Below are 21,664 nucleotides of genomic sequence, written 5' to 3'. Positions count from 1 at the left end.
GCACACGAGATGCGCACGGCCATCGTCGATATCGTGCTGCGCAAGGCCGAGGAGATGGCGGAACTGAACGAGCAGCTCCTGCGCAGCAACAAGGAACTGGAAGCCTTTTCCTATTCGGTCAGCCACGACCTGCGCGCCCCCTTCCGCCACATCGTGGGCTATTCGGAGCTGCTTGGCAGCTCGGCGGGCGACCGCCTCAACGAGACCGAGCGCCGCTTCCTGGATACGATCGTCGATTCAGCAAAGTCCGCCGGCACACTGGTGGACGACCTGCTCAGCTTCTCGCAGATGGGACGCTCCACGCTTGGGCGGGTGCGTCTGGACATGGCTGCGCTGGCCGAGGACGTGCGCCGGAGCCTGGCGCTGGATTACGCCGGCCGCGACGTGCAGTGGACGCTCGCGCCGCTGCCGGAGGTGGAAGCCGACCCGACGATGCTTCGCCTGGTCTGGCAGAACCTGCTGGGCAACGCGATCAAGTTCACCCGCGAGCGCGAGCACGCGATGATCGAGATTGGGCACGGCCGCAGCGACGACGAAGATCACTTCTTCGTGCGCGACAACGGCTGCGGCTTCGACATGCGTTACGTCGACAAGCTGTTCGGCGTGTTCCAGCGCCTGCATCACATCGAAGAGTTCGAAGGCACCGGCATCGGCCTGGCCAACGTGCGCCGCATCATCGGCCGCCATGGCGGCCGTACCTGGGCCGAGGGCGAGCCCGGCAAGGGCGCGACCATTCACTTCACCCTACCCCGCTCCACAGGAGAACACCCATGAGGGACCTGCGGCCGATCCTCCTGGTAGAGGACAGCCCCAAGGATGCAGAGCTGACGATGGCCGCGCTTGAGCGCTGCCAGCTGTTGAACGATGTCATCCATGTACGCGACGGCGCCGAAGCGCTGGATTACCTGCGCTGCGAAGGCAAGTTCGCCGGTGCCATGCACGGCGGCCCGGTGGTCGTGCTGCTGGACCTGAAGCTGCCCAAAGTCAATGGCTTGGAGGTACTGGAGCAGGTCCGTGGCGACCCGTACCTGAGCAGCACCCCGGTTGTGATGCTGACCTCTTCGCGCGAGGAGCAGGATCTGGTGCGCAGTTACGAACTGGGCGTCAACGCATTCGTGGTCAAGCCGGTCGACTTCAAGGAATTCTTCGACGCCATCCAGGGCCTGGGCATGTTCTGGGGCATCACCAACCAGCCGCCACCGCATCGACCCAACGGTTCGGGGCAGCGCAATGCGTGATGGATCGCGCCGCAGCGAGCGCCTGCGCATCCTCATGCTGGAGGACAGCGCGCTTGATGCGGAGCTGATCAGCGCCCAGCTGCAGCGTGCCGGCCTCGATTTCGAGGCCGAGCGCCTGTGGACCCGCAACGCGTTCATCGAGGCCATCGAAAACCGCCCGTTCGACGTGATCCTCGCCGATCATGTCCTGCCAGGCTTCGATGGTGACGCAGCACTTGCCCTGGCGCGCGAGTGCGTGCCGCAGACGCCTTTCATCTTTGTTTCCGGCACCCTGACCGAGGAACTGGCGGTACAGGCACTCACGCGCGGTGCCCGCGACTACGTGGTGAAGCAACGCCTGCAACGCTTGCCCGATGCGATCCGACGCGCCCGCCAGGAGGCGCACGAGCGCACCCAGCTGGCCAATGCGCAGGCCGCCCTGAACGAAAGCCAGGCCCAGCTGCAGATGGTGACCGATGCCGTCCCGGCGCTGATCGCCCAGTTGGACAAGGACCATCGCTACCGGTTTGCCAACAAGGCGTTCCTGGACTGGCATGGATTCAGCCTTGCAGAACTGCTGGGTCGGCCGGCTCGGGATGTCAGCGGCATTTCCGCCTTCGAGCACGCCCTGCCCAGCCTGGAACGCGTACTGCAGGGCGAGCGCACCCGCTTCCAGGTCGAACTGATCCATCGCAGTGGCGAATCACGATTCGTGCAGATGGACTGCGTGCCTGAGCATGCCGCCGATGGCAGCGTGGCCGGGTATATCTGCCTGGGCAGCGACGTCTCGCTGCTGAAACAGGCCGAGCTGGCCCTGCGCGAAGACAACCAGCTGCTCGAGCAGCAGGTACAGGCACGCACGGCCGAGTTGCGCGCCAGCAAGCGGCGCCTGCAGACGATCTTCGAATCCAGTTTCCAGCACCAGGTGCTGCTGGATCTGTCCGGACGCGTGGTCGATGCCAATGACGCGTCACTGGCCGCGGTGCTGGCAGACAAGAAGGACGTCGTTGGCCAACGCTTCGCCGAATCGGTCTGGTTCGGCACCACCGAGGGCATCAGCGCGCTGATCGATCGGGCCGTGGCCGCAGCCGTACAGGGCCGCAGTTCACTGCATGCGCTGGAACTGGAACTCCCGACCGGGCGGCGCAGCTTCGATTTCTCGTTCCGTCCACTGCTCGATACGGAAGGGGTGGTCACCGCTGTGGTCTCCGAGGCCGTGGAAACCACCGCGCGCGTGCAGGCTGAGCATGCCCTGCGCCAGTCGCAGAAAATCGAGGCGGTCGGCCAGCTCACCGGCGGCATCGCACATGATTTCAACAACATCCTGACCGTCATTTCCGGCAATGTCGAGCACGCCATGCTGCTCAGTGAAAGGGCTGGCGAGGCCGGTGCGCTGGTGGGCCGTGCGCTGGACAATGCGCTGAAGGGGGTGGGCCGTGCCGCCAGCCTGACCCAGCGCCTACTGGCGTTTGCCCGCCGCCAGCCGCTGCGCAGCCAGGCCGCCAACCTCAACGAGCGCCTGCTGGACATGCACGACATGCTGCAGCGTGCGCTGGGTGAGCTGGTGCAGTTGGAGATCCGCAGCGCCGAGGACATCTGGTGTGTCGAGATCGACGTCAGCCAGCTGGAGGCCTCCGTACTGAACCTGGCGGTGAATGCCCGCGATGCGATGCCGCACGGCGGCCGGCTGGTGATCGAGGTCGACAACAGCCACCTCGACCACGACTACGCTGCGCTGTTCCCGGATGCGACGCCGGGCGAGTACGTGATGCTGCGGGTGCGTGACAACGGCCACGGCATGGATGCGGCGACGCTTGCCCGGGTCTTCGAACCCTTCTTCACCACCAAGCAGGTTGGCCGTGGCACCGGCCTGGGCCTGTCGATGGTGCACGGGTTCGTCAAGCAGTCAGGCGGCCACGTACTGATCGATTCGGTGGAAGGCGGCGGCACCAGTATCACCATGATGTTCCCGCGCTCACCGCTGGCCCTGCCCTCCGAAGCGCGTCCCCCGCAGACCGGCCTGGCGGGCTACTCGCCGCGCGAGGAAACCATCCTGGTGACCGAGGACAACGACGATGTCCGCGCCCACACGGTGGATGCACTGCGGCTGCTGGGCTACCGGGTATTGGAAGCCCACGACGGCCCCTCCGCACTGCGGCTGCTGGAACGCCCTGATACCAAAGTGGACCTGCTGTTCTCTGACGTGGTGATGCCCGGCATGTCGGGCTGGGAGCTGGTGCGTGAAGTCCGTGAACGCTGGCCGGAAGTCGCCGTCCTGTTCACGTCGGGCTATCCGCGCGACCACGACCAGGTGGGCAGCCAGGGACGGGCCGTTGCACTGCTGCCGAAGCCGTTTACCCGCAGTGACCTGGCGACGGCGGTGCGCACCGCGCTGGAGACGGTGCCACTCTGAGATCAGGACGCCGGATCGCGCGCGCCAGCAGCGATCCGGTTGATGTCCGCGCATTCCACCGTGCCCGGCGGATGCTCCCGCCCGGCCAGTGCGATCATCGCCTGGCCCAGCGCCAGATTGCTGGTCATCAACGACGGCGCAACGGCGCCGGCCAGCTTCATCAACGGCGCGCCACCCCAGTACAGGGGCTTGAGCAAGCCGTGACGCGTGCCGGTTCCCGGCACCGGCCGGACGCCCCCGGGCGCAGCATCACCGAGCGCATCGGCAGGGCCTGCAATGCCACCTCGGTCTCGCCCTTGATCCTCAACGGCATCAATCTGCTCTGTGGATCCGCGCCGGCACCGGATACATACAGGAAACATCCCTCGGGATTCGCAGTTGCCCAGGCGCGGGCCACCGCCAGCGTGATGTCCCGGGTCACGCGTCGATACTCGGCCTCAGCCGTGCCGACCGGTGGCGCACCGGCACAGTAGAAGCATGCGTCGAACCCGGCCAGTTCATCCGAGCGCCCCTGGATATGCAGGAAGTCAGGAACAACCAGCTCCCTACCCGCTCCGCTGAGGCTGCCCGGGCGCCGCACCAGCGCGGCCAGATGGCCGACCTGCGGCGAGCGCTGGCAGGCCAACGCCACGCCCTGCCCGACCAAGCCCGAGGCACCGGTCAACAGAATCCTCAACGCACCTTTCCCGGCCATGGTCGCACCCACGCTAGAGTTTCACGAAACGCTGGATCTTCCGCGCCAGCCAGCCACTGAACACCAACGGCGCGTCCAGCGCTGAAACGCAGATGCAGGGAACACCCGGGGCAGTTACCGGTTGATGCTCCACCTCCTCGTCCAGGTCCGCCACGTCGCCCGGCGCGAACAGCCCCAGCGCGTCGTTGTACGAGCCTCGAAGGATGTGGGTCAGTTCGCTGCGGCCATGGCTGTGCATCGGCAGGCACTTGCCCGGGGCAATCTTCAGCATGATCAGCGAGGGCATCTGCTCAGCCCTGATGCAGTGCACGCCGGGCGCCATCCAGCGCCAGCGCAGGGCACTGAGCGAAGCGCCGAAGTAAGGATGCAACGAGGCGGGCAGATGGTCCGGATCGGCCTCGGGCCGCTCCCTCGGCACCGGGCGCCTGGCTCCGGCGATGGCGCTCGGCGCGTCCGAGGCCAGCTGCACCAGCATGGCCTCGCGCAACTGCTCGCGACGCGCGTCGGCCGCGGGCGGTTGGGTCTGCTCCAGCAGCACCGAGCCGATCGCCTCGGCATCGCGCAGGCGCTGGCGGCAGTGGGGGCACTGCTCGAGGTGGGCACCGGCCACGATGCTCAACGGCGCCGGCAGCGCGCCGGCGGCATAGCTCATCAGCGTGGATTCGTGCAGGTGGTGATGCGGATTCACAGCGCACCTCCCACTTTGGCCTGCAGTTGCAGGAACGCACGTCGCAGGTGTGACTTTACCGTTCCAAGCGGCATGCCCAGCGCCTGGGCAATCTCGCTGTGGCTCTTCGCCTCGAAATAGGACATCCGCACCAGCCTCGCCTGCACGGCGGGCAGCTCGTTGATGCGCTGGCGAAGGCGCGCCTGGTCGGCGAACTGCTCGGCGCTGCTGCGCTCGATCATGTCCACGGCCGCGGCGTCTTCCACCGCTGCCTGCACCTGCATCCAGCTGCGCTCTCGACGGATGCGGTCGATATGCAGGTTGCGCGCGATCCGGTACAGCCAGGTACTCAGCGCGCCTTGGGCCGCATCATACTCGGCCGCCCGCAACCACAGGCGCAGCAGGCACTCCTGCGCCATTTCCTCGGCCACGGCGTCGGGTGCCCCCAGGCCACGCAGATACACGCACAGCCGCGGCATGAAGTAGTCATAGATCCGCATGAAACAGTCGCGGTCGCGCAGCCGCGCCACACTGTCCATGTCATCGGCCCAGTTCGTCGGCTCGCTGCTGGGCTGCTGGGAACTGGACACGGTGCGTGCGGTATCGAAGTTGAGGAGGGTGCTGGCAGCGTCAGGGTACATCTGCGTGAGCGGCGGGCAGGTGAAGGTCTGTCCTCTCTACGCGCAGGGGCGGCCATTGGATGCAGCAGGCACTGTGCATCCAAGCAGCCGCGCCTGCCGTATGACCTGAGCCTCCCTACCGGATGAACACCATGCGCACTGCCTGGCTGCTGCTGTGCCTGCCCCATGCCGCGCTGGCGGCGCCCTGGCTGCGCAACGAGGGCGTGGCCACCTCGGCGCAGGGCGATCTGCTCTACCGTGAAGTGCACTGGCGGCGCGGCCCATCGGAGGGTGCCGAGCGCTGGGTGCTCTATCAGTGCCCGGATGGCCGCCCCTTCGCCCGCAAGCATCTGCCGGCCAGCGCCCGCCCGCAGGCCCGGGGCTATTCGCTGCAGGACAGCCGTAGTGGGCAAACCGCTGACGTCGACGCCAGTGGCGAGTCGGTGTCCATCGCCTGGAAAGAAGATGCCGCCAGTGAGCTGCGTCATCGTCGGCTTGAGCTGGCTCCGGATGCGGTGATCGACACGGGCTTCGACGCCGCGGTGCGCCAACATTGGCCAGCGCTGCTGCGAGGTGAACGCATCAGTCTGCCTTTCCTGGTGCCGGGGCGGCAGCGCTTCTTCCCGGTGCAGGTGCGGCACACCGGCCCGGTTCGCTGGCAGGGCATCGACGCCCAGGCCATCGAGGTCAGTCTGGACACCTGGTACGGCGGCATCGCGCCGCGCCTGTCGCTGGTCTATGCCAGCACCGACCGCCGCCTGCTGGAATTCCGCGGAACCAGCAACCTGCGCGATACCCGCGGCACCTACCCACAGGTCACGGTGCGCTTCAGCTCGCCGGTGGCCGAGCGGTCCGCCAACGAATGGCAACAGGCCTGGACGCAACCCCTGGTCGGGCGCTGCAGCGTGATGCCCAAGTGAAGCCGAAATTCTCCACAGCCGGCCGCATCCATTGCGCGCACTGCTGCGTAGAGGAAGACACGACACCCGCCGAGATCCGCCATGGCCTCTGTAGCGCCCCTCCCCCGCCGACGCTGGCGCCTGCTGCGCACCCTGAAGCGCTGGGTCGACACCGGCAGCGCTGCAGACCACGCCGCTGGCGAGCCCGGACGCATCGACTGGCTGCGCGCCGTACCGTTCGCGTTGATGCACCTGGCCTGCATCGCGGTGATCTGGGTAGGTATCTCGTGGACGGCAGTGATCGTCGCCGCAGCCCTCTACGCAGTGCGCATGTTTGCGATCACCGCCTTTTACCACCGCTACTTCTCGCACCGGACGTTCCAGGCATCGCGAACGGTGCAATTCGTGTTCGCGGTGATCGGCGCGTCCAGCGTGCAACGTGGGCCGCTGTGGTGGGCGGCCCACCATCGCCATCACCATCGGCATGCCGACCAACCGCTGGACCCGCACTCGCCGCGCGAAGGCGGCTTCTGGCGCAGCCACATGGGCTGGTTCCTCACCCGCGAGGCATTCGCCACGGATCTATCGCGCGTGCCTGACCTGGCGCGCTTCCCGGAACTGCGCTGGCTGGACCGTTTTGATACGGCGGTGCCGGTACTGCTGGCTGCCGCGCTGTACGCACTCGGCGCCGGCCTGGAGCGCTGGGCGCCCGGACTGCACACCTCTGGCCCGCAGTTGCTGGTGTGGGGCTTCTTCATTTCCACCGTGGTGCTGTTCCACGCCACCGTTACCATCAACTCGCTGGCCCATCGTTTTGGCCGGCGGCGCTTCGAGACCCGTGACGACAGCCGCAACAACCTCTGGCTGGCGCTGCTTACCTTCGGTGAAGGCTGGCACAACAACCACCATTTCTTCCCTGGGACCGTCCGCCAGGGGTTCCGCTGGTGGGAGATCGACCTGACCTGGTACGGGCTGCGCGCAATGGCGGCCATGGGCCTGGTAAGGGGACTCAAGCCCATCCCCGAGTGGGTACTGGTCAAGGCGAGGTACTGACATGCGCATCGCGATCATCGGCTCCGGCATTGCCGGCCTGGCCAGTGCCTGGTGGCTGGACGGCGAACACGAAGTGACGCTGTTCGAGGCCAACGATTACCTGGGCGGGCATACCCACACCCATGACGTGCAGGTGGACGGCACGCGCATGGCGGTGGATACCGGTTTCATCGTCTTCAATCCCCTGCACTACCCACTGCTGACGGCACTGTTCGAAGAACTGGGTGTGGCCTCGCAGCCGACCACCATGAGCTTCTCGATGCACAGCGAGCGCAGTGGCGTCGAGTACAACGCCACTTCGCTGGATGGCCTGTTCTGCCAACGTCGCAATCTGGTTTCGCCGCGCTTCTGGGGAATGCTGGCCGACCTGCGCCGGTTCTACCGGGATGCGCCGCTGCTGCTGGCGGAAGACGAAGGCCCGACACTGGGCCAGTACCTGCGCAGCCAGCGCTACGGCACCGCTTTCATCGACGAGCACCTGCTGCCGATGGCTTCGGCACTGTGGTCGTCACCGACCGCCACGGTCATGCAGTTCCCGGCCCGCTACCTGGCCCAGTTCATGGCCAACCACCAGATGCTGCAGATGACCGGGCGCGCACCCTGGCGGGTAGTCAGCGGTGGCTCGGCACGGTATGTCGATGCCCTTCGCGCCCGCTGGCGGGTGCGCGAGCGGCTGGAATGCCCGGTTCACTCGGTCGAACGCATGCCGTGGGGCGCGCGCGTGCACAGCGCGGCGGGCGTGGAGGGTTTCGACGAGGTCATCCTGGCATGCCACAGCGACCAGGCGCTTGCCCTGCTGCGTGACGCCGATCCGGCCGAACGCGAAGTGCTCGGCGCCATCCGCTACCAGCCCAACGAAGCAGTACTGCATACCGATGCATCGTTGCTGCCGCGCAACCGCAAGGCATGGGCTGCATGGAATGCACACGTTCCCAGGGATCCAGGCGCGCCCTGTACGGTCAGCTATTGCATGAACCTCCTGCAGGGCCTGCCCGGTGACACCCCGCTGGTCGTGACCCTCAACCGCAGCGAGGCGATCGATCCGGCCAAGGTGCTGCGCAGGCTGCACTATGCCCACCCGGTGCACGATCATGCCGCTATCCGTGCCCAGCAGCGCTGGGCAGAGCTGCAGGGCCGCCGCCACACCTGGTTCGCGGGCGCATACTGGGGCTGGGGCTTCCACGAAGACGGCATCCGCAGCGCCCGCCGCGTGGTGGACGCGATGCGCGAGTGCACCGCGCACCGTGACAGCGTTGTGCCCGGCGAGGTGGCAGCGTGAGTGCCAGCGCACTCTACTTCGGGCAGGTGATGCACCGACGGCATCATCCGCAGCCCCACGCATTCCGCTATCCGATCGCGCAGCTGCTGCTCGATCTGGACGAGCTGGAGACCGTGTTCGCCGGGCGCTGGCTGTGGTCGGTCAATCGCCGCAACCTGGCCGAGTTCCGCCGCAGCGACTACTTCGGCAATCCCGCACAACCACTGGCCGATGCGGTGCGCGACCGTGCCGCGGCCACCCTGGGCTATCGGCCTACCGGCCCGGTACGCCTGCTCACCCATCTTCGCTTCGCCGGGCACGTATTCAACCCGGTCAGCTTCTACTACTGCTACCAGTCCGATGGCAGCACCCTGGACTGCATCGTCGCCGAGATCACCAATACGCCCTGGAAGGAACGGCACGCCTATGTGCTGCCAGTCGCCACGGCCACCCACGAAGGCGCCTCGCTGCGCTGGCGGTTCGACAAGCGCTTCCATGTCTCACCGTTCATGCCGATGGATTGCCACTACGACTGGCGGTTCAACTGCCCGGATGATGATCTGCGCGTGCACATGCAGGTCTGGCGCCAAGGCGTTCGCCAGTTTGATGCCACCCAGACCATGCAGCGGCACGCGCTGGATGGCCGCGGGCTGGCCCGGGTCCTGGCCTGCTATCCCTTGATGACCCTGCAGGTGATGGCCGCCATCCACTGGCACGCGCTGCGGCTGTGGCTGAAGCGCAACCCCGTGCATGACCACCCTGCCCTTGCCGAGAAACCGCGATGAACTCGATGACTCCCCTGGTCGCCCTGCCGCGTCCCGGCGCCTTGGATGCCTTCCTGCGCCGCCGCCTGCTGGAACAGCTTGCCCCCATGCGCGACGGCCGCCTGTGCGTGCGTGATGCACTCGGCGAAGTCTGGCTGGGCGAAGCCCATGGCGAACTGCAGGTGACCGTCACCATCGATGACCCGGCGTTCTACCGCAAGGTTGCAGCGCAAGGCAGCGTGGGCGCAGGTGAAAGCTACATCCAGGGCGAATGGCACTGCGATGACCTGGTGGCGCTGATCCGGCTGCTGGTGCGCAATCGCGACCTGCTCGACGGCATGGAGCGCGGCCCGGCCCGCGTGGGTGGCTGGCTGCTGCGCGGCTGGAACCGGCTGCGCCGCAACAGCCGTGAAGGCAGCCGCCGCAACATTGCCGCGCACTACGACCTCGGCAACGACTTCTTTGCCCTGTTCCTGTCGCCCGACCTGATGTATTCCTCCGCCCTGTTCGACACAGAAGACGAGTCGCTGGAATCCGCCTCCCGGCGCAAGCTGGACCGCATCTGCCAGCAGCTCCAGCTCAAGCCGGGCGATCGCGTGGTGGAGATCGGCACGGGCTGGGGTGGTTTTGCGCTGCACGCGGCGCAGCACTACGGCTGCCACGTCACCACCACCACCATCTCCGCCGAGCAGCGCGCGCTGGCTGCCCAGCGCGTGCAGGCGGCCGGCCTGCAGGACCAGGTCACGCTGCTGATGCAGGACTACCGCGACCTGCAGGGCCAGTTCGACAAGCTGGTGTCGATCGAGATGATCGAAGCCATCGGCGCAGAATACCTGGACACCTACATGGCCACGCTGCAGCGCCTGCTCAAGCCTGATGGCGTTGCCCTGCTGCAGGCCATCACCATCGAGGACCATCGCTACGAGCAGGCCCGGCGCAGCGTCGACTACATCAAGCGCTATGTGTTCCCCGGCAGCTTCATTCCGTCGATCAACGCGATCATGGCCGCCAAAACGCGGTCCAGCGACCTGCAGCTGATCGCCCAGCAGGACTTCGGCCACTCCTACGCGCTGACACTGCGCGCCTGGCGCCAGCGCTTCCTTGACCGATTGCCCGACGTGCAGGCGCAAGGCTTCGATACGCGCTTCTGCCGCCTTTGGGAGTTCTACCTGGCCTACTGCGAGGGCGGCTTCCTGGAGCGCTCGATCGGGGTCTCCCATCTGCTGATGGCGCGCCCGGGGCATCGCCCGGGCGCCTCATCGGGCCAAGGCAGCTGAGATGCGCAGATTCTGGCCCAATCTGCTCGGCAACCAACTGGTCTGGGTGTGCGCCGTGGCCGGCGCCGGGCGCGGCTGGCAGTGGCCGGCGTTGCTGGCAGCCTCTCTCTACATCGGCAGCCAGCTGCTGACGTCGCCGCAACCACGGCTGGATCTTCGGTTGATGGTGTTGGCACTGGCCTGCGCATGGCTGGTCGACGCCAGTGCTGCCGCCAGCGGCACCGTGCGCTACGCCGCCGCCCCGCTGGGCTGGGTGCCGCCTCCCTGGATCATGGCGCTGTGGGCCGCGTTCGCGATGACGCTGACCACCTCGATGCGCTTCCTGCTGCGCCACCCTGCCTTGCCGGCCCTGTTCGGCCTGCTGTTGGCACCGCTGGCCTACCTCTCCGCAGCGCGCGGTTTCGATGCGGTCCGTTTCGCCGCACCCACGTGGCAGGGCCTGCTGGTGTTGGGTGCGGGCTGGAGCATCGCGCTTTCGCTGCTGTGCGTCACCGCGCGTCGCGGCTCTCGCACCACCCCGCCCTCCCTGGCCGGAGCATCGTCATGATCAATCTGCTGTGGGTACTGCTGTATGCCGTGCTGGTGATGAGCTGGGGCTGGGCCTGGCAGCGCCGCCACCAGAACATCGGCGTTGTCGACGTGCTCTGGGCCAAGTGCGTGGGTGCCTCGGCCCTGCTGCTGGCGCTGCTCGGCGATGGCGCGATGTTGCCTCGGGTTGCGTTGGGCCTGCTCGGCGGCCTGTGGGGCGGCCGGTTGGCGCTGCACCTGTGGCGCCGGGTCCGTAGTGAACCCGAAGACGGGCGCTACCGCTATCTGCGCGAACACTGGCAGAGCCACCAGGGCAAGATCTTTGGCTTCTTCATGGCGCAGGCGCTGCTGGTCGTGCTGTTCGCCCTGCCCTTCGTTGCGGTGGCAGCCAATCCCCATGCTGGCCTGACACCGTGGACAGTCGCCGCAGCCCTGGCCTGGCTGCTGAGCGTCGGCGGCGAGAGCCTGGCCGACCGCCAACTCGCACGTTTCCGCGCCGACCCGGCGAACAAGGGCCTCACTTGCCGCGAAGGGCTCTGGCGTTATTCACGCCACCCCAACTACTTCTTCGAGTGGCTGCACTGGTTCACCTATGTGCTGCTTGCCGTCGGCTCCCCCCTGTGGTGGCTGGCGTGGGCCGGGCCGCTGCTGATGTATCTGTTCCTGCGCTATCTCAGCGGTATCCCCTTCACCGAGAAGCAGGCGTTGCGCAGCCGCGGCGACGACTACCGTGCCTACCAGCGCAGCACGCCCATGTTCTTTCCCTGGTTCCCCCGTTCTTCCAAGGAGCATTCCGCATGAGCGCGATCCCGTCACTGAATCCGGCCGAAGATGCGGAAACCGGGCTGATCGCCTGGGCCGAACGCGGGCTGGTTCCCGATGCGGCGCTGCGTGCCGGCATCCGGCGCCTGTGCGCGCAACGCCTGCATGAGGAATCGGCGGGAGGTATCGAGGCACAGTCCGCGCGCTTCAGCCGTCGCATCGCAGAACTGACCGACAGTCCGCTCGCATTGCATACCGACGCGGCCAACCGCCAGCACTACGAAGTTCCCGCGGCATTCTTCCAGGCCTGCCTGGGCAAGCGGCTGAAGTACAGCAGCTGCTACTACCCCACCGGGCGCGAAACGCTGGACCAGGCCGAGGAGGCGATGCTGGAACTTTATGGCCAGCGTGCCGGACTTGCCGACGGCCAGCAGATTCTCGAACTGGGCTGTGGCTGGGGTTCGCTGACCCTGTGGATGGCCGAACGCTATCGGCAGGCCAACATCACTGCGGTGTCCAACTCGCACAGCCAGCGCCAGCACATCATGGCGCAATGCCAGGCCAGGGGCCTGCACAACGTCGAGGTACTGACCCGCGACGTCAACCAGCTTGAGCTGCCCACGGCACGCTTCGATCGCTGTGTCTCGGTGGAAATGTTCGAGCATGTGCGCAACTACCAGCGACTGCTGGCGCACATCGCGCAGTGGCTGAAGCCCGACGGTGCGCTGTTCGTGCACATCTTCGCCCATCGCACGTTGATGTACCCGTTCGAGACCGAGGGCGGCGACAACTGGATGGGGCGCCACTTCTTCACCGGCGGCCTGATGCCGGCCGCTGACACCCTGCTGCATTTCCAGCGCGACCTGCGACTCGATCAGCGCTGGCTGCTGGACGGCACCCACTACCAGCGCACCGCCGACCATTGGCTGGCCAACCAGGATGCGGCCCGCGAGGCGGTGATGCCGGTTCTGGTCGCAACCTACGGCCAGGCGGCGGCGAAGATCTGGTGGCAGCGCTGGCGCATGTTCTGGATGGCCTGCGCCGAGCTGTTCGGCTACGACGATGGCCAGCAGTGGCTGGTTGCCCACTATCTGTTCCGTCCCCGTTGAGGTGTGACATGCGCATGCGCTCCCTGCTTCCCCTGCTGGCCTTGAGCCTGTTCGGTTCCGGCTGCAGTTCCAGCGATACCCGTCCTCTGCCCCGCCCGCCCTCGGTGGACGTGCCGCGCTTCATGGGCGACTGGTATGTGATCGCCCACATACCCTCATGGCCGGAGCGCGAGGCCTTCGACGCGGTTGAGAGCTATGCACTGCGGCCGGACGGGCGCATCCAGACGACCTTCACCTATCGCAAGGGCAGTTTCGACGCCCCGCAGAAGTCGATGCACCCGGTTGGCCGGGTGGAGAAGAACGGCAATGGCGCGATCTGGGGCATGCAGTTCGTCTGGCCGATCCAGGCTGAGTATGTGATTGCCTGGCTGGACGACGACTATGGCCAGACCATCGTCGCACGCAGCAAGCGCGACTATGTCTGGTATATGGCGCGTACCCCGCACGTGTCGGACAGCGACTACCAGCACGCCGTGGAGCGCATCGCGGCCATGGGCTACGACACCGGCAGGCTCAGGCGCGTACCTCAGTCGGTGCGATAGATCGCCAACCGCCCACCACTCGGCTCGCGGGTGACCAGGCACTTCGGCGTGATGCGTCACATTAATACCCCCCCTCGAAGGGTGCCGGCAGCCCTGCAACCCAGGCCACCTGTACCCAGCGAGAGCGCGCCAGGACACTGCGTCCACACGGCTTTCAACCTGACGATACGTCCAGCCCATGGATCAGCTCTTATCGATGGAGCTCATACATCGATCTTTAGGAATAGTCGTAAAAGCGCAACAAATTCGATGTTCGACGCGACAGCGGCGCCAGAATGGCGGCCACGCCCACGGGCGCTGACCACCTCCCGCGCATGAATGGATTTCCTGCACCGCGCCGGCTTCGCCTGGCGCTCCTGGACGATCATGAAGTCGTCCGTCGCGGCACCGCCCTGCACCTGTCAGGCGATCTCCGGTTCGACATCGTCGCCAGCCATGGTTGCAGCGGTGCGCTGATCGACAGCCTGCACCGCTTGCCCGTGGATGTGGCCATCATCGATCTCACGCTCGCCCGTGGCGACCTGGGCGGCATCGAGCTGGTTACGCTGCTCTGTCGCGAATTCCCGCGCACACCAATGCTGGCCTTCGCCACGCTCTCTCCCACCACGAATCTCAACAGCCTGATCGATGCCGGACTCGGTGGGTTCGTCAGCAAGGCCGAACCCCTTGCGGCATTGTCCGACGCCATCGTGCGCGTCTTCCAGGGCCTGATCCGGATTCCGCCGGACGTCAGGCTGGCCGGTGATCGTGGCGAGCTCAGCCGCAACGAGCGGGAGGTACTGGAGCTGCTGCTGGAAGGCCTGACCGTATCGGAGATCGCGCTGCGCCGGCACCGCAGCATCAAGACCGTCAGCACACAGAAGGTCGCGGTGCTGCGCAAGCTGGGATTGCGCAGCGATGTGGAGATCTATGCGCTGCGTGAACGGCTGGAGTCGCCGTGAGGCGCCATGCGCCATTGCGCCCGTGCCTGCTGATCCTCGGGTTGCTGGTGCTGCTTCTCCTGCCCGCTGCGTCGGCGGAAGATATCCGGTCACCACGCTGGCTGCCGGGCAGCAGCGTGCGGGTCTCCACCGCCCCGTCCCTACGCCCCGCGCCCGCGGCGATGGCCGATCCGTCATCGCCGCCGACGCTCGCCCATGGCTACGCCAACCTGGTGGCGCGTCACGCCCAACTCAGCTTCCTGGAACAGCCCTACCCGACGACCGCCGCATCAATCCTCGCTGTGTGCCATCACGAGGCCGACCTGGTCATGGTGTTTGGCGGTGCGAGACACCAGAAGCTACCCTGCCCCGACCTTGCCGCGTCCAGCCGCTTCCGGGGTGGCGCCACTCTGCTGGCAGGGCGCGCCGGCGAATGGCTGCCTCGGGAGATACGCGAGCTCGACGGCCGGGTCGTAGCCGTGGTTGAAGGCGGGCCCTACGCCGGCTGGCTGCGCGCGCATCACCCTCAGATCCGGCTGCAGCCCCTGCCTGATCGGTACGCAGCATTGGCGGCAGTGCAATCCGGCGTGGCCGACGTGGCGATTGGCCTGGAATCCACGCTGCGCCCGCTGGTTCGACGCCATTTCAACGGCAGCCTGCGCCTGCAGCCATTCGACAGCGACTTCTCCACCGACCTCTACCTGCTCGTCCGCCAGGAAGACCAGCAGCTGCTTGAACGCATCGGACAGGCATTGCGGGAGATCACACTCGAGGAGCATGCGAGCCTGCTCCACCTGTGGGCAGGCCAGACCCTGCCAGCAGCGGCGGGAAACGCACTGGACTGGATGCAGGCCTCGCCCCCGCGCGGCTGGCTGTTGCTGGCCCCTCTGCTGGTCGCCCTGCTGCTGTGGCCCATGACCCGTCACCTGCGGGTACGGGGCGACCGCCGCAGCGCGCAGGCCATCGGGATGATCAGTCACGAGATGCGCAATTCTGCGCAGGCGGTACTGGCCTCGATCGAGCTGCTTGGACAATCGGCACTGCCGAAAGGCGAGCGCGATCTGCTCGCCGCTGCCAGCAGCGCCAGCCAATCCCTGCGCGGCCTGTTGAATCGCGCACTGGATTTTTCGCGTCTCGCCAGCGGCTCTTTCAGGCCGCATGCACAAGCCTGTGATGCGACCCAGCTTTGCCGGCAGGCACTGGAGGCCATTCGGCCACAGGCGCAACGGAAAGGGCTGCAACTGCATCTTGATGCCCCGGCCGAACCTTCGCCGATCATTCTGGTAGACAGTGATGCGCTACGCCAGATTGCCAGCAATCTGCTGGCCAATGCGGTGAAGTTCAGTGATATCGGCGGCATCGAGCTGCGCCTGCAACTGCTTCCAGCAGCGCGGCCGCAGGAGCTGCTGATGGAGGTGATCGACAGCGGGATCGGGATCGCGCCCGCACAGGTAGCCGAACTGTTCCAGCCTTTCCGTCAAGGCAGCGAGGGGCATCAGCGTGGCGGTAGTGGCCTCGGGCTTTCCATTGCACGCGAGCTGGCGCGTGCGATGGGAGGCGATCTGACCGTGCACAGCGTCCTCGGTCGCGGCAGCCGCTTCATCCTGCGCCTGCCGGTGTGCGCAGCTGACTCTGCCGAGAGTGTCCGGGACATGCCCGTGGAGGGCACGCCATTGGCCGGGCTGCAACTGCTGCTGGTGGAGGACCACGCACTCAATCGCCACGTCATTGCCGAACAGTTGCGGCGCTGGGGCGCCGAGGTATGTGCCCTGGAAGATGCGGCCAGCGCGCTGGCCGAACAGATACGCCACCCCCGCCCTGCCGCGTTGATCGACATCGGGCTGCGTGGCATCGATGGCTACGCATTGGCACGCGAACTGCGCGCCCGTAACGGGCATCCGCTCCGCCTGATCGCCTTGTCCGCCCGCACCGGGCGAGGTCACCACGCACGTTGCCGTCGCTCGGGCTTCGATGCGGTGCTGGCCAAGCCGTTGCGCGCCGCCGAACTGCTCGCTGCTCTGGGCATTCCGGCGCTGGGGAGCCTGGACGCGCTTGAGCCGGCGACTGAAATGGACGCGGCCTACAGCGCCGACATCTGCGATGAACTCAGCAGGATCGAGCGGATTGTCGATCGTGCAGACGCATCGGCGCTCGGTCATCACGCGCACCGATTGCAGGGCGCGCTACAGATGCTGGGTCAATGCGAGCACGCCGCCGTCGCGGCCGAGCTGGTCGACCTGGCGCAGGACGCCACGCCGGACTGGACCGACGCACGTCGCCTGCTGTGCGTACTGCAGGCCGGACAGGGCGCCCGCGTCGCGGGAACCCTGCCCAACCCCTTGATCACGCGGCCAGACGCTCGACCTGGCGACGGGTCAGGTCATTGAAGCGACCCAGCGACATCAGGTGCTGGTGGATCAGTGCCAGCCAGCCACTGCGGTGCCACTCGACCACGGTTGCTTCCGGCAGCGCCACGAACTTCTCGACGTCCACGACCAGGAAGCCGTTGAGGTTGAACTCCCGGCCATCCGGGATACGCACGGTGGCGTTGCGCTCCACCAGCAGGCCGTTGTCGACCAGGGCCTTGGAGAAAGCCTGGGTCTGTTCGTGTTCGCGGGTGTACTGGCCGCAGAATTCCAGGGCCTGCTGCACCATCTCGGTCGCCTTGCCGTCAACGAACAGCGGCTGGCCTTCCTCGCCCCCCTTGACCACGCGCGGGCTCTCTTCGTCGATGCCCAGCAGGAAATCATTCTCCGCACCGGTGTCGATGAAGATGAAGGGGTGGCGGCGCAGGTAGGCGGGAATGTAGGCCTCGTCTTCCCACAGGCCATCCTTGATGAACAGGTTCTGGTCGGACACGCCCACGGCAGCCATCGGAACCGCGCTCGGGCCGGCAAACAGGATCGGGAAGTGGTGCAGGGCCAGCGAGAACTCGCCCAGCACCAGCGGAATGGCATTGTTGCCGGCGGCGAACTCCAGCTTGCCCGGCAGGATGCGCAGATCGGCATGCACATCGGCCTGCAGCGGCACCGGGCGGGTATAGAACAGGGGGGCGCCGCTCGGCGCCGCTTCGGTGGTGGTGTCGCTGGTGGTGGTCATGTTGGGAACCGTTCGATCATGCGCGCCTGCCATCCCGGGCACGCCAGCGGGAACAACCTGAATCCCGCATTATCAACAAGCTCGATGACAACGGCCACCCCACCGGCGAACTATTTCAGCTGCAGGGGTAGCGCTGCCAGAGTACGTGGACCAGGAAACCGGCCAGCTCGGTGTCGCGGGCACTGACCGCCGCACGGATCTTGTCCAGCAGCACCATGTCGCTGCAGGAACGCACGTCGGCATGGTTGGCCTGCCCTGCCCTGCGCGCACGATAGCGCGCCGCCCGCTGCGCATCGCTCATCGCGTACCCGAACTTGGGCGGACGACCGCGCTTGCGCGGCAGGGTCAGCTCCAGGGTTCCGGGGTCTTTGTCATCACGCATGAGAGGGGTGCGGGCGGCGGCGAGCAACGGGGGTGCGCAATTTATCGTGAGGCATCACTTTAATCCAGCTTTTTCTACAGATTTGGTGCGATGCAGCGCCAATGTTGCCGTGTCGGTGCGGATCCATCCACGCATGGCGTGGATCTACTGCAGAGCTCGCGACCCGGTCACCCGGTAGATCCACGCCATGCGTGGATACGGAAACCCGGACAAAAAAAATGGGAGCCCGCGAACGGGCTCCCCTCACCTTGCCTATGCCGCGCGTACTGGCTCATAGCCGTGCAGGTGCGCCTCACTGCTGGCCCGCCCCTGGCTGAGCGAACGCAGCGAGGTGGTGTAACCCACCAACTGCGCCAGTGGCGCGAAACCACTGACCTCGGCACGACCGTCCTGGTCCTCGATGCGGGCGATGCGGCCATGGCGCCGGTTGAGGTCGCCGACCACATCACCCACCGATGCCGACGGCGAATGCACCGTCACCGCCATCACCGGCTCCAGCAGCTGCGTGCCACCCTCGGCCAGCGCCGCCTTGATCGCCTCGGCGCCTGCGCGATGGAATGCCATCTCCGAAGAGTCCTTGGCATGGGTCTGGCCATCGACAAGACTGACCTCGATGCCGACCACCGGATGTCCCTGCGGACCTTCCGACAGCGCAGCACGCACGCCCTTTTCCACCGCCGCGATGAAGCTGCGCGGCACCACGCCACCGACGATGCGGTCGTTGAACACGACAAGGTCGTCGTCGCGCGGCGTCACATCCAGCACCACGTGCGCGAACTGGCCCTGGCCACCGGTCTGCTTGACCAGCCGCCCGACGACACCGGTCATCGGGCGCATCGGCGTCTCCTGGTAGGCCACGCGTGGCGCACCTACGGCCACGTCGACCTTCCATTCGCTGCGCAGGCGCTCGACCATCACTTCCAAGTGCAGCTCGCCCATGCCCCAGACCAGGGTTTCACCCGTTTCCCGGTCCGTTTCCACACGGAACGAGGGGTCTTCCTGGGCCAGGCTGGCCAGTCCCTGCGCCATCCGGATCAGATCCGCCGCACGCGCCGGCTCCAACCGCCAGGCCAGCACCGGCGCCTGGGCCTGGATGTTCTCCAGCCGCAGCGGCTGCGCACGGCTGCTCAGCGTCTCGCCACTGACCGCATCCTTCCAGCCCAGTACCGCGACAATGTCACCGGCCACGGCCTGCTCGATGTCATGGGTCTGGTCGGCCTGCACCCGCACCAGGCGACTGACACGCCGCCCTTGAGGATGCTGCGAACTGGCCACCGCGTCGCCCACCTTCAAGGTGCCCGAGTACAGCCGCACGAAGCTCAGCGCGCCGTGCTGCTGGTGGGTGATCTTGAACAGCAGGCCTGCCAGTGGACCGTCCGGATCCGGCGGCAGCATCACCTCGCCCTCATCGCTTTCGGCGCTGACAGCAGGGCGATCCAGCGGCGACGGCAGGTAATCGACCACGGCATCCAGCAGCGTCTCGATGCCCTTGTCCTTGAACGCAGCACCGGCCAGCACAGGCACGCCTGCACCTGCCAGCGTCGCCCGGCGGATTGCCGCGCGCAGCGCCCCGGCATCGATCACGCGACCTTCCAGCCAGGCATCGGCCAGTTCTTCGTCATGATCGGCCACAGCTTCGACCAGCGCATCGCGCTGGGCCTGCCATTGGGCGCGCGCCGCTTCGTCCCAGGGGTCACCGTGGTTGCGCCGCCTTCCTGCCACTGCAGCATGCGCTCATCGACCAGATCGACCCAGCCATTGAAGCCGCTTTCGCTGCCCAACGGCACGCCCAGCGCCCACGGCCGCGCGCGCAGCTTGTCCTGCAGCTGCTCCAGCACGCGCTCAAACGAAGCGCCTACGCGGTCCATCTTGTTGACGAAAGCGATCAGCGGCACGCGATGGCGACGCGCCTGGCGCCACACCGTCTCGGACTGCGGCTGCACGCCGTCCACGGCCGAGAAGACGGCCACGGCACCGTCGAGCACGCGCAGTGAACGTTCGACTTCGATGGCGAAATCGATGTGGCCGGGAGTATCGATCAGGGTCAATCGATGCGCCGGCAGGTCGCGCGGTGCCCACTGCGCCTGCACGGCGGCCGCGCCAATGGTGATGCCACGTTCGCGCTCGATCGCCGAGAAGTCGGTGGTCGCATTGCCGTCGTGCACTTCGCCGACGCGATGGATCTCGCCGCTTTTCCACAGCAGGCGTTCGGTCAGCGTGGTCTTGCCGGCGTCGATGTGGGCAATGATGCCAAGGTTGCGACGGCGGGAAAGGACTTGGGTGTTCATGAGATAGGTTCCTGCAAAGCCAACGATGGGGCCGCGCACCCCGGTTGGCGACAGGGTGCGCGGCTAGCGTTCGGTCTCGGCGATCTGGTGCATGGCACGTTCTCCTTGCGGTACGTCGGGTTAGGGAAATGAAACTGCAGAAACGAAAAGAGCGCCCCGAAGGGCGCTCTGTGGATGATCCAGCGATAGCCGCTTCAGCGTCCCTGTGGAGCTCCAGGCAGACACGCCCATTCCGCGCTTGCGCGGGTCAGGGTGAAAAACTTCAGGAGCGGCATCCGGTTCATGGGGCGCATTCTAGACCTGCCAATCTGGCGCGCAAGTGAATATTGCGCACATAAATGGAACGATGAGGCCGACAACGATAGGGGTCAGATCCCTTTGCCCCTCGCAAAGGGATCTGACCCCTGGCAGCCCTCACTTGCAGCCGTGCAGCTTGCGCGCCTCGGCCACTGTTGCAGGCTGGTCATCCCCCATCGACATCCAGCCCTTCAACGAAATCGCCGGGTCCACGTGCGGCAGCCGTGGGCCACCATGAATCACGACCTCGATCCAGCTCCCCACCGGCGCCAGCTCGGACAGGCGTGCCGCCTGATCATCTTCGGTGCTGAATGTGTCGTCCGGGCCCGCCGGCGGCGTGGTATTCACGGTTTCCGTCTTACGGGTCCGGACCCGAAGAGCACCATCCGGCAGCCGCTGACTGATCACGTCGTAGCGCTCGATACCGTATGCCCAGCTGTTCTCGCCAACACTGCGGGTCTCGCTACCGTCATCCGCCACGGTTACCACCTCGCCGGCCGGCCCGACAACGCCCGCGACAGCCCCCAAGCCGGACATCAGTGCCTGATAGACGATCATCTGCCGCTGCTCGGTAGTCAGCGCTCCGGCCTTGAGCTTGGCGGCAGGAATCTGCAGGTACGCCGCTTCACTGCAAAGCACAAGTACCTGCTGGCCGTCCCAGCTCACCGACATTTCCTCGTTGGCAAAGTACCGCGTCTTCATCGACGTCACTGCGGCACCGTCGCCACTGGAATGCCGGGTTTCGATCAGCGAGGCATTCTCGGCCGCGTTGGTCAGCGAAACCTGGGAGGTCGACGCTGCATGGGCTGCGCAAACGGAAGCAATCATCGCGGCAAGCAGCACGCTGCGGGTAACCGTGCGGAACATGGCGTCAG

At 66.5% G+C, this 21,664-nt stretch carries 19 protein-coding genes and 2 pseudogenes; 14 read left to right on the top strand and 7 right to left on the bottom strand.

Annotation, left to right across the window (positions count from 1 at the left end):
- The first annotated feature begins 9 nt into the window (after positions 1 to 9).
- From DL544_RS21795 to DL544_RS10180, 3 genes are read left to right on the top strand one after another with little or no spacing between them, the layout of a single operon-like run.
- Complete coding sequence (locus DL544_RS21795; protein WP_235648692.1) at positions 10 to 774, top strand: sensor histidine kinase; 765 nt, start codon at positions 10 to 12, stop codon at positions 772 to 774.
- Positions 771 to 1,238: a response regulator gene (locus DL544_RS10185; RefSeq protein WP_005416517.1), complete on the top strand. Its 468-nt coding sequence runs from the start codon at positions 771 to 773 to the stop codon at positions 1,236 to 1,238. The genes DL544_RS21795 and DL544_RS10185 overlap by 4 nt, the downstream gene beginning before the upstream one ends.
- Entirely contained in the window at positions 1,231 to 3,630 is a 2,400-nt protein-coding gene (locus DL544_RS10180) for a hybrid sensor histidine kinase/response regulator (protein WP_139727079.1), read from the top strand. Before DL544_RS10185 ends, DL544_RS10180 begins: the two co-directional genes overlap by 8 nt.
- Positions 3,631 to 3,632: 2 nt before the next feature.
- Here DL544_RS10180 and DL544_RS10175 read toward each other — a convergent pair.
- The 3 genes and pseudogenes from DL544_RS10175 to DL544_RS10165 form a co-directional block, all read right to left on the bottom strand.
- Positions 3,633 to 4,324, bottom strand: a pseudogene (locus DL544_RS10175) (Rossmann-fold NAD(P)-binding domain-containing protein).
- 13 nt (positions 4,325 to 4,337) lie between these two features.
- Complete coding sequence (locus DL544_RS10170) at positions 4,338 to 5,012, bottom strand: ChrR family anti-sigma-E factor (protein WP_065178584.1); 675 nt, start codon at positions 5,010 to 5,012, stop codon at positions 4,338 to 4,340.
- A complete protein-coding gene (locus DL544_RS10165; protein ID WP_049414756.1) occupies positions 5,009 to 5,632 on the bottom strand; it encodes a sigma-70 family RNA polymerase sigma factor in 624 nt (207 codons plus the stop codon). The genes DL544_RS10170 and DL544_RS10165 overlap by 4 nt, the downstream gene beginning before the upstream one ends.
- A gap of 131 nt (positions 5,633 to 5,763) precedes the next feature.
- Between DL544_RS10165 and DL544_RS10160 the strand changes: the two genes are divergently transcribed.
- From DL544_RS10160 to DL544_RS10110, 11 genes are all read left to right on the top strand, one after another.
- Positions 5,764 to 6,531, top strand: coding sequence for a hypothetical protein (locus tag DL544_RS10160; protein WP_065178596.1), 768 nt, complete (start codon positions 5,764 to 5,766; stop codon positions 6,529 to 6,531).
- A gap of 81 nt (positions 6,532 to 6,612) precedes the next feature.
- On the top strand, positions 6,613 to 7,563 hold the full coding sequence (locus DL544_RS10155) for an acyl-CoA desaturase (RefSeq protein WP_139727078.1): 951 nt from the start codon (positions 6,613 to 6,615) through the stop codon (positions 7,561 to 7,563).
- Between the two features lies 1 nt (position 7,564).
- Positions 7,565 to 8,842 carry an NAD(P)/FAD-dependent oxidoreductase gene (locus DL544_RS10150; protein ID WP_053496656.1) on the top strand — a complete coding sequence of 426 codons (1,278 nt, stop codon included), beginning with the start codon at positions 7,565 to 7,567 and terminating at the stop codon, positions 8,840 to 8,842.
- A complete protein-coding gene (locus DL544_RS10145; RefSeq protein WP_065178582.1) occupies positions 8,839 to 9,606 on the top strand; it encodes a DUF1365 domain-containing protein in 768 nt (255 codons plus the stop codon). Before DL544_RS10150 ends, DL544_RS10145 begins: the two co-directional genes overlap by 4 nt.
- On the top strand, positions 9,603 to 10,862 hold the full coding sequence (locus DL544_RS10140) for an SAM-dependent methyltransferase (RefSeq protein ID WP_139727077.1): 1,260 nt from the start codon (positions 9,603 to 9,605) through the stop codon (positions 10,860 to 10,862). The genes DL544_RS10145 and DL544_RS10140 overlap by 4 nt, the downstream gene beginning before the upstream one ends.
- Before the next feature lies 1 nt (position 10,863).
- Positions 10,864 to 11,409 carry a DUF2878 domain-containing protein gene (locus DL544_RS10135; protein ID WP_139727076.1) on the top strand — a complete coding sequence of 182 codons (546 nt, stop codon included), beginning with the start codon at positions 10,864 to 10,866 and terminating at the stop codon, positions 11,407 to 11,409.
- Entirely contained in the window at positions 11,406 to 12,191 is a 786-nt protein-coding gene (locus tag DL544_RS10130) for a DUF1295 domain-containing protein (RefSeq protein ID WP_139727075.1), read from the top strand. The genes DL544_RS10135 and DL544_RS10130 overlap by 4 nt, the downstream gene beginning before the upstream one ends.
- Positions 12,188 to 13,261, top strand: coding sequence for an SAM-dependent methyltransferase (locus DL544_RS10125; protein WP_005416505.1), 1,074 nt, complete (start codon positions 12,188 to 12,190; stop codon positions 13,259 to 13,261). The genes DL544_RS10130 and DL544_RS10125 overlap by 4 nt, the downstream gene beginning before the upstream one ends.
- Positions 13,262 to 13,269: 8 nt before the next feature.
- Entirely contained in the window at positions 13,270 to 13,803 is a 534-nt protein-coding gene (locus DL544_RS10120) for a lipocalin family protein (RefSeq protein WP_005416504.1), read from the top strand.
- 314 nt (positions 13,804 to 14,117) lie between these two features.
- A complete protein-coding gene (locus DL544_RS10115; RefSeq protein ID WP_053496660.1) occupies positions 14,118 to 14,744 on the top strand; it encodes a response regulator transcription factor in 627 nt (208 codons plus the stop codon).
- Positions 14,741 to 17,110 carry an ATP-binding protein gene (locus DL544_RS10110; protein ID WP_429000816.1) on the top strand — a complete coding sequence of 790 codons (2,370 nt, stop codon included), beginning with the start codon at positions 14,741 to 14,743 and terminating at the stop codon, positions 17,108 to 17,110. Before DL544_RS10115 ends, DL544_RS10110 begins: the two co-directional genes overlap by 4 nt.
- Here the strand turns inward: DL544_RS10110 and DL544_RS10105 are convergent.
- The 4 genes and pseudogenes from DL544_RS10105 to DL544_RS10090 all read right to left on the bottom strand — a co-directional run bounded on the left by DL544_RS10105 (position 17,067) and on the right by DL544_RS10090 (position 21,656).
- Positions 17,067 to 17,822: a SapC family protein gene (locus DL544_RS10105; RefSeq protein WP_053496662.1), complete on the bottom strand. Its 756-nt coding sequence runs from the start codon at positions 17,820 to 17,822 to the stop codon at positions 17,067 to 17,069. The genes DL544_RS10110 and DL544_RS10105 overlap by 44 nt on opposite strands.
- Before the next feature lie 115 nt (positions 17,823 to 17,937).
- Entirely contained in the window at positions 17,938 to 18,204 is a 267-nt protein-coding gene (locus DL544_RS10100) for a hypothetical protein (protein ID WP_139727074.1), read from the bottom strand.
- A gap of 252 nt (positions 18,205 to 18,456) precedes the next feature.
- Positions 18,457 to 20,492, bottom strand: a pseudogene (fusA, locus tag DL544_RS22230) (elongation factor G).
- Positions 20,493 to 20,906: 414 nt separating this feature from the next.
- The gene (locus DL544_RS10090; protein ID WP_139727073.1) at positions 20,907 to 21,656 is read right to left on the bottom strand and encodes a hypothetical protein; all 750 of its coding nucleotides are present in this window, start codon (positions 21,654 to 21,656) and stop codon (positions 20,907 to 20,909) included.
- Positions 21,657 to 21,664 lie beyond the last annotated feature (8 nt).

Source organism: Stenotrophomonas sp. pho, from assembly GCF_006228405.1.
In the GTDB taxonomy this organism is placed as follows: Bacteria; Pseudomonadota; Gammaproteobacteria; order Xanthomonadales; family Xanthomonadaceae; genus Stenotrophomonas; species Stenotrophomonas sepilia.
Note: the sequence above shows the minus strand (reverse complement) of the source record. Positions and strands in the feature narration are given on the sequence as shown.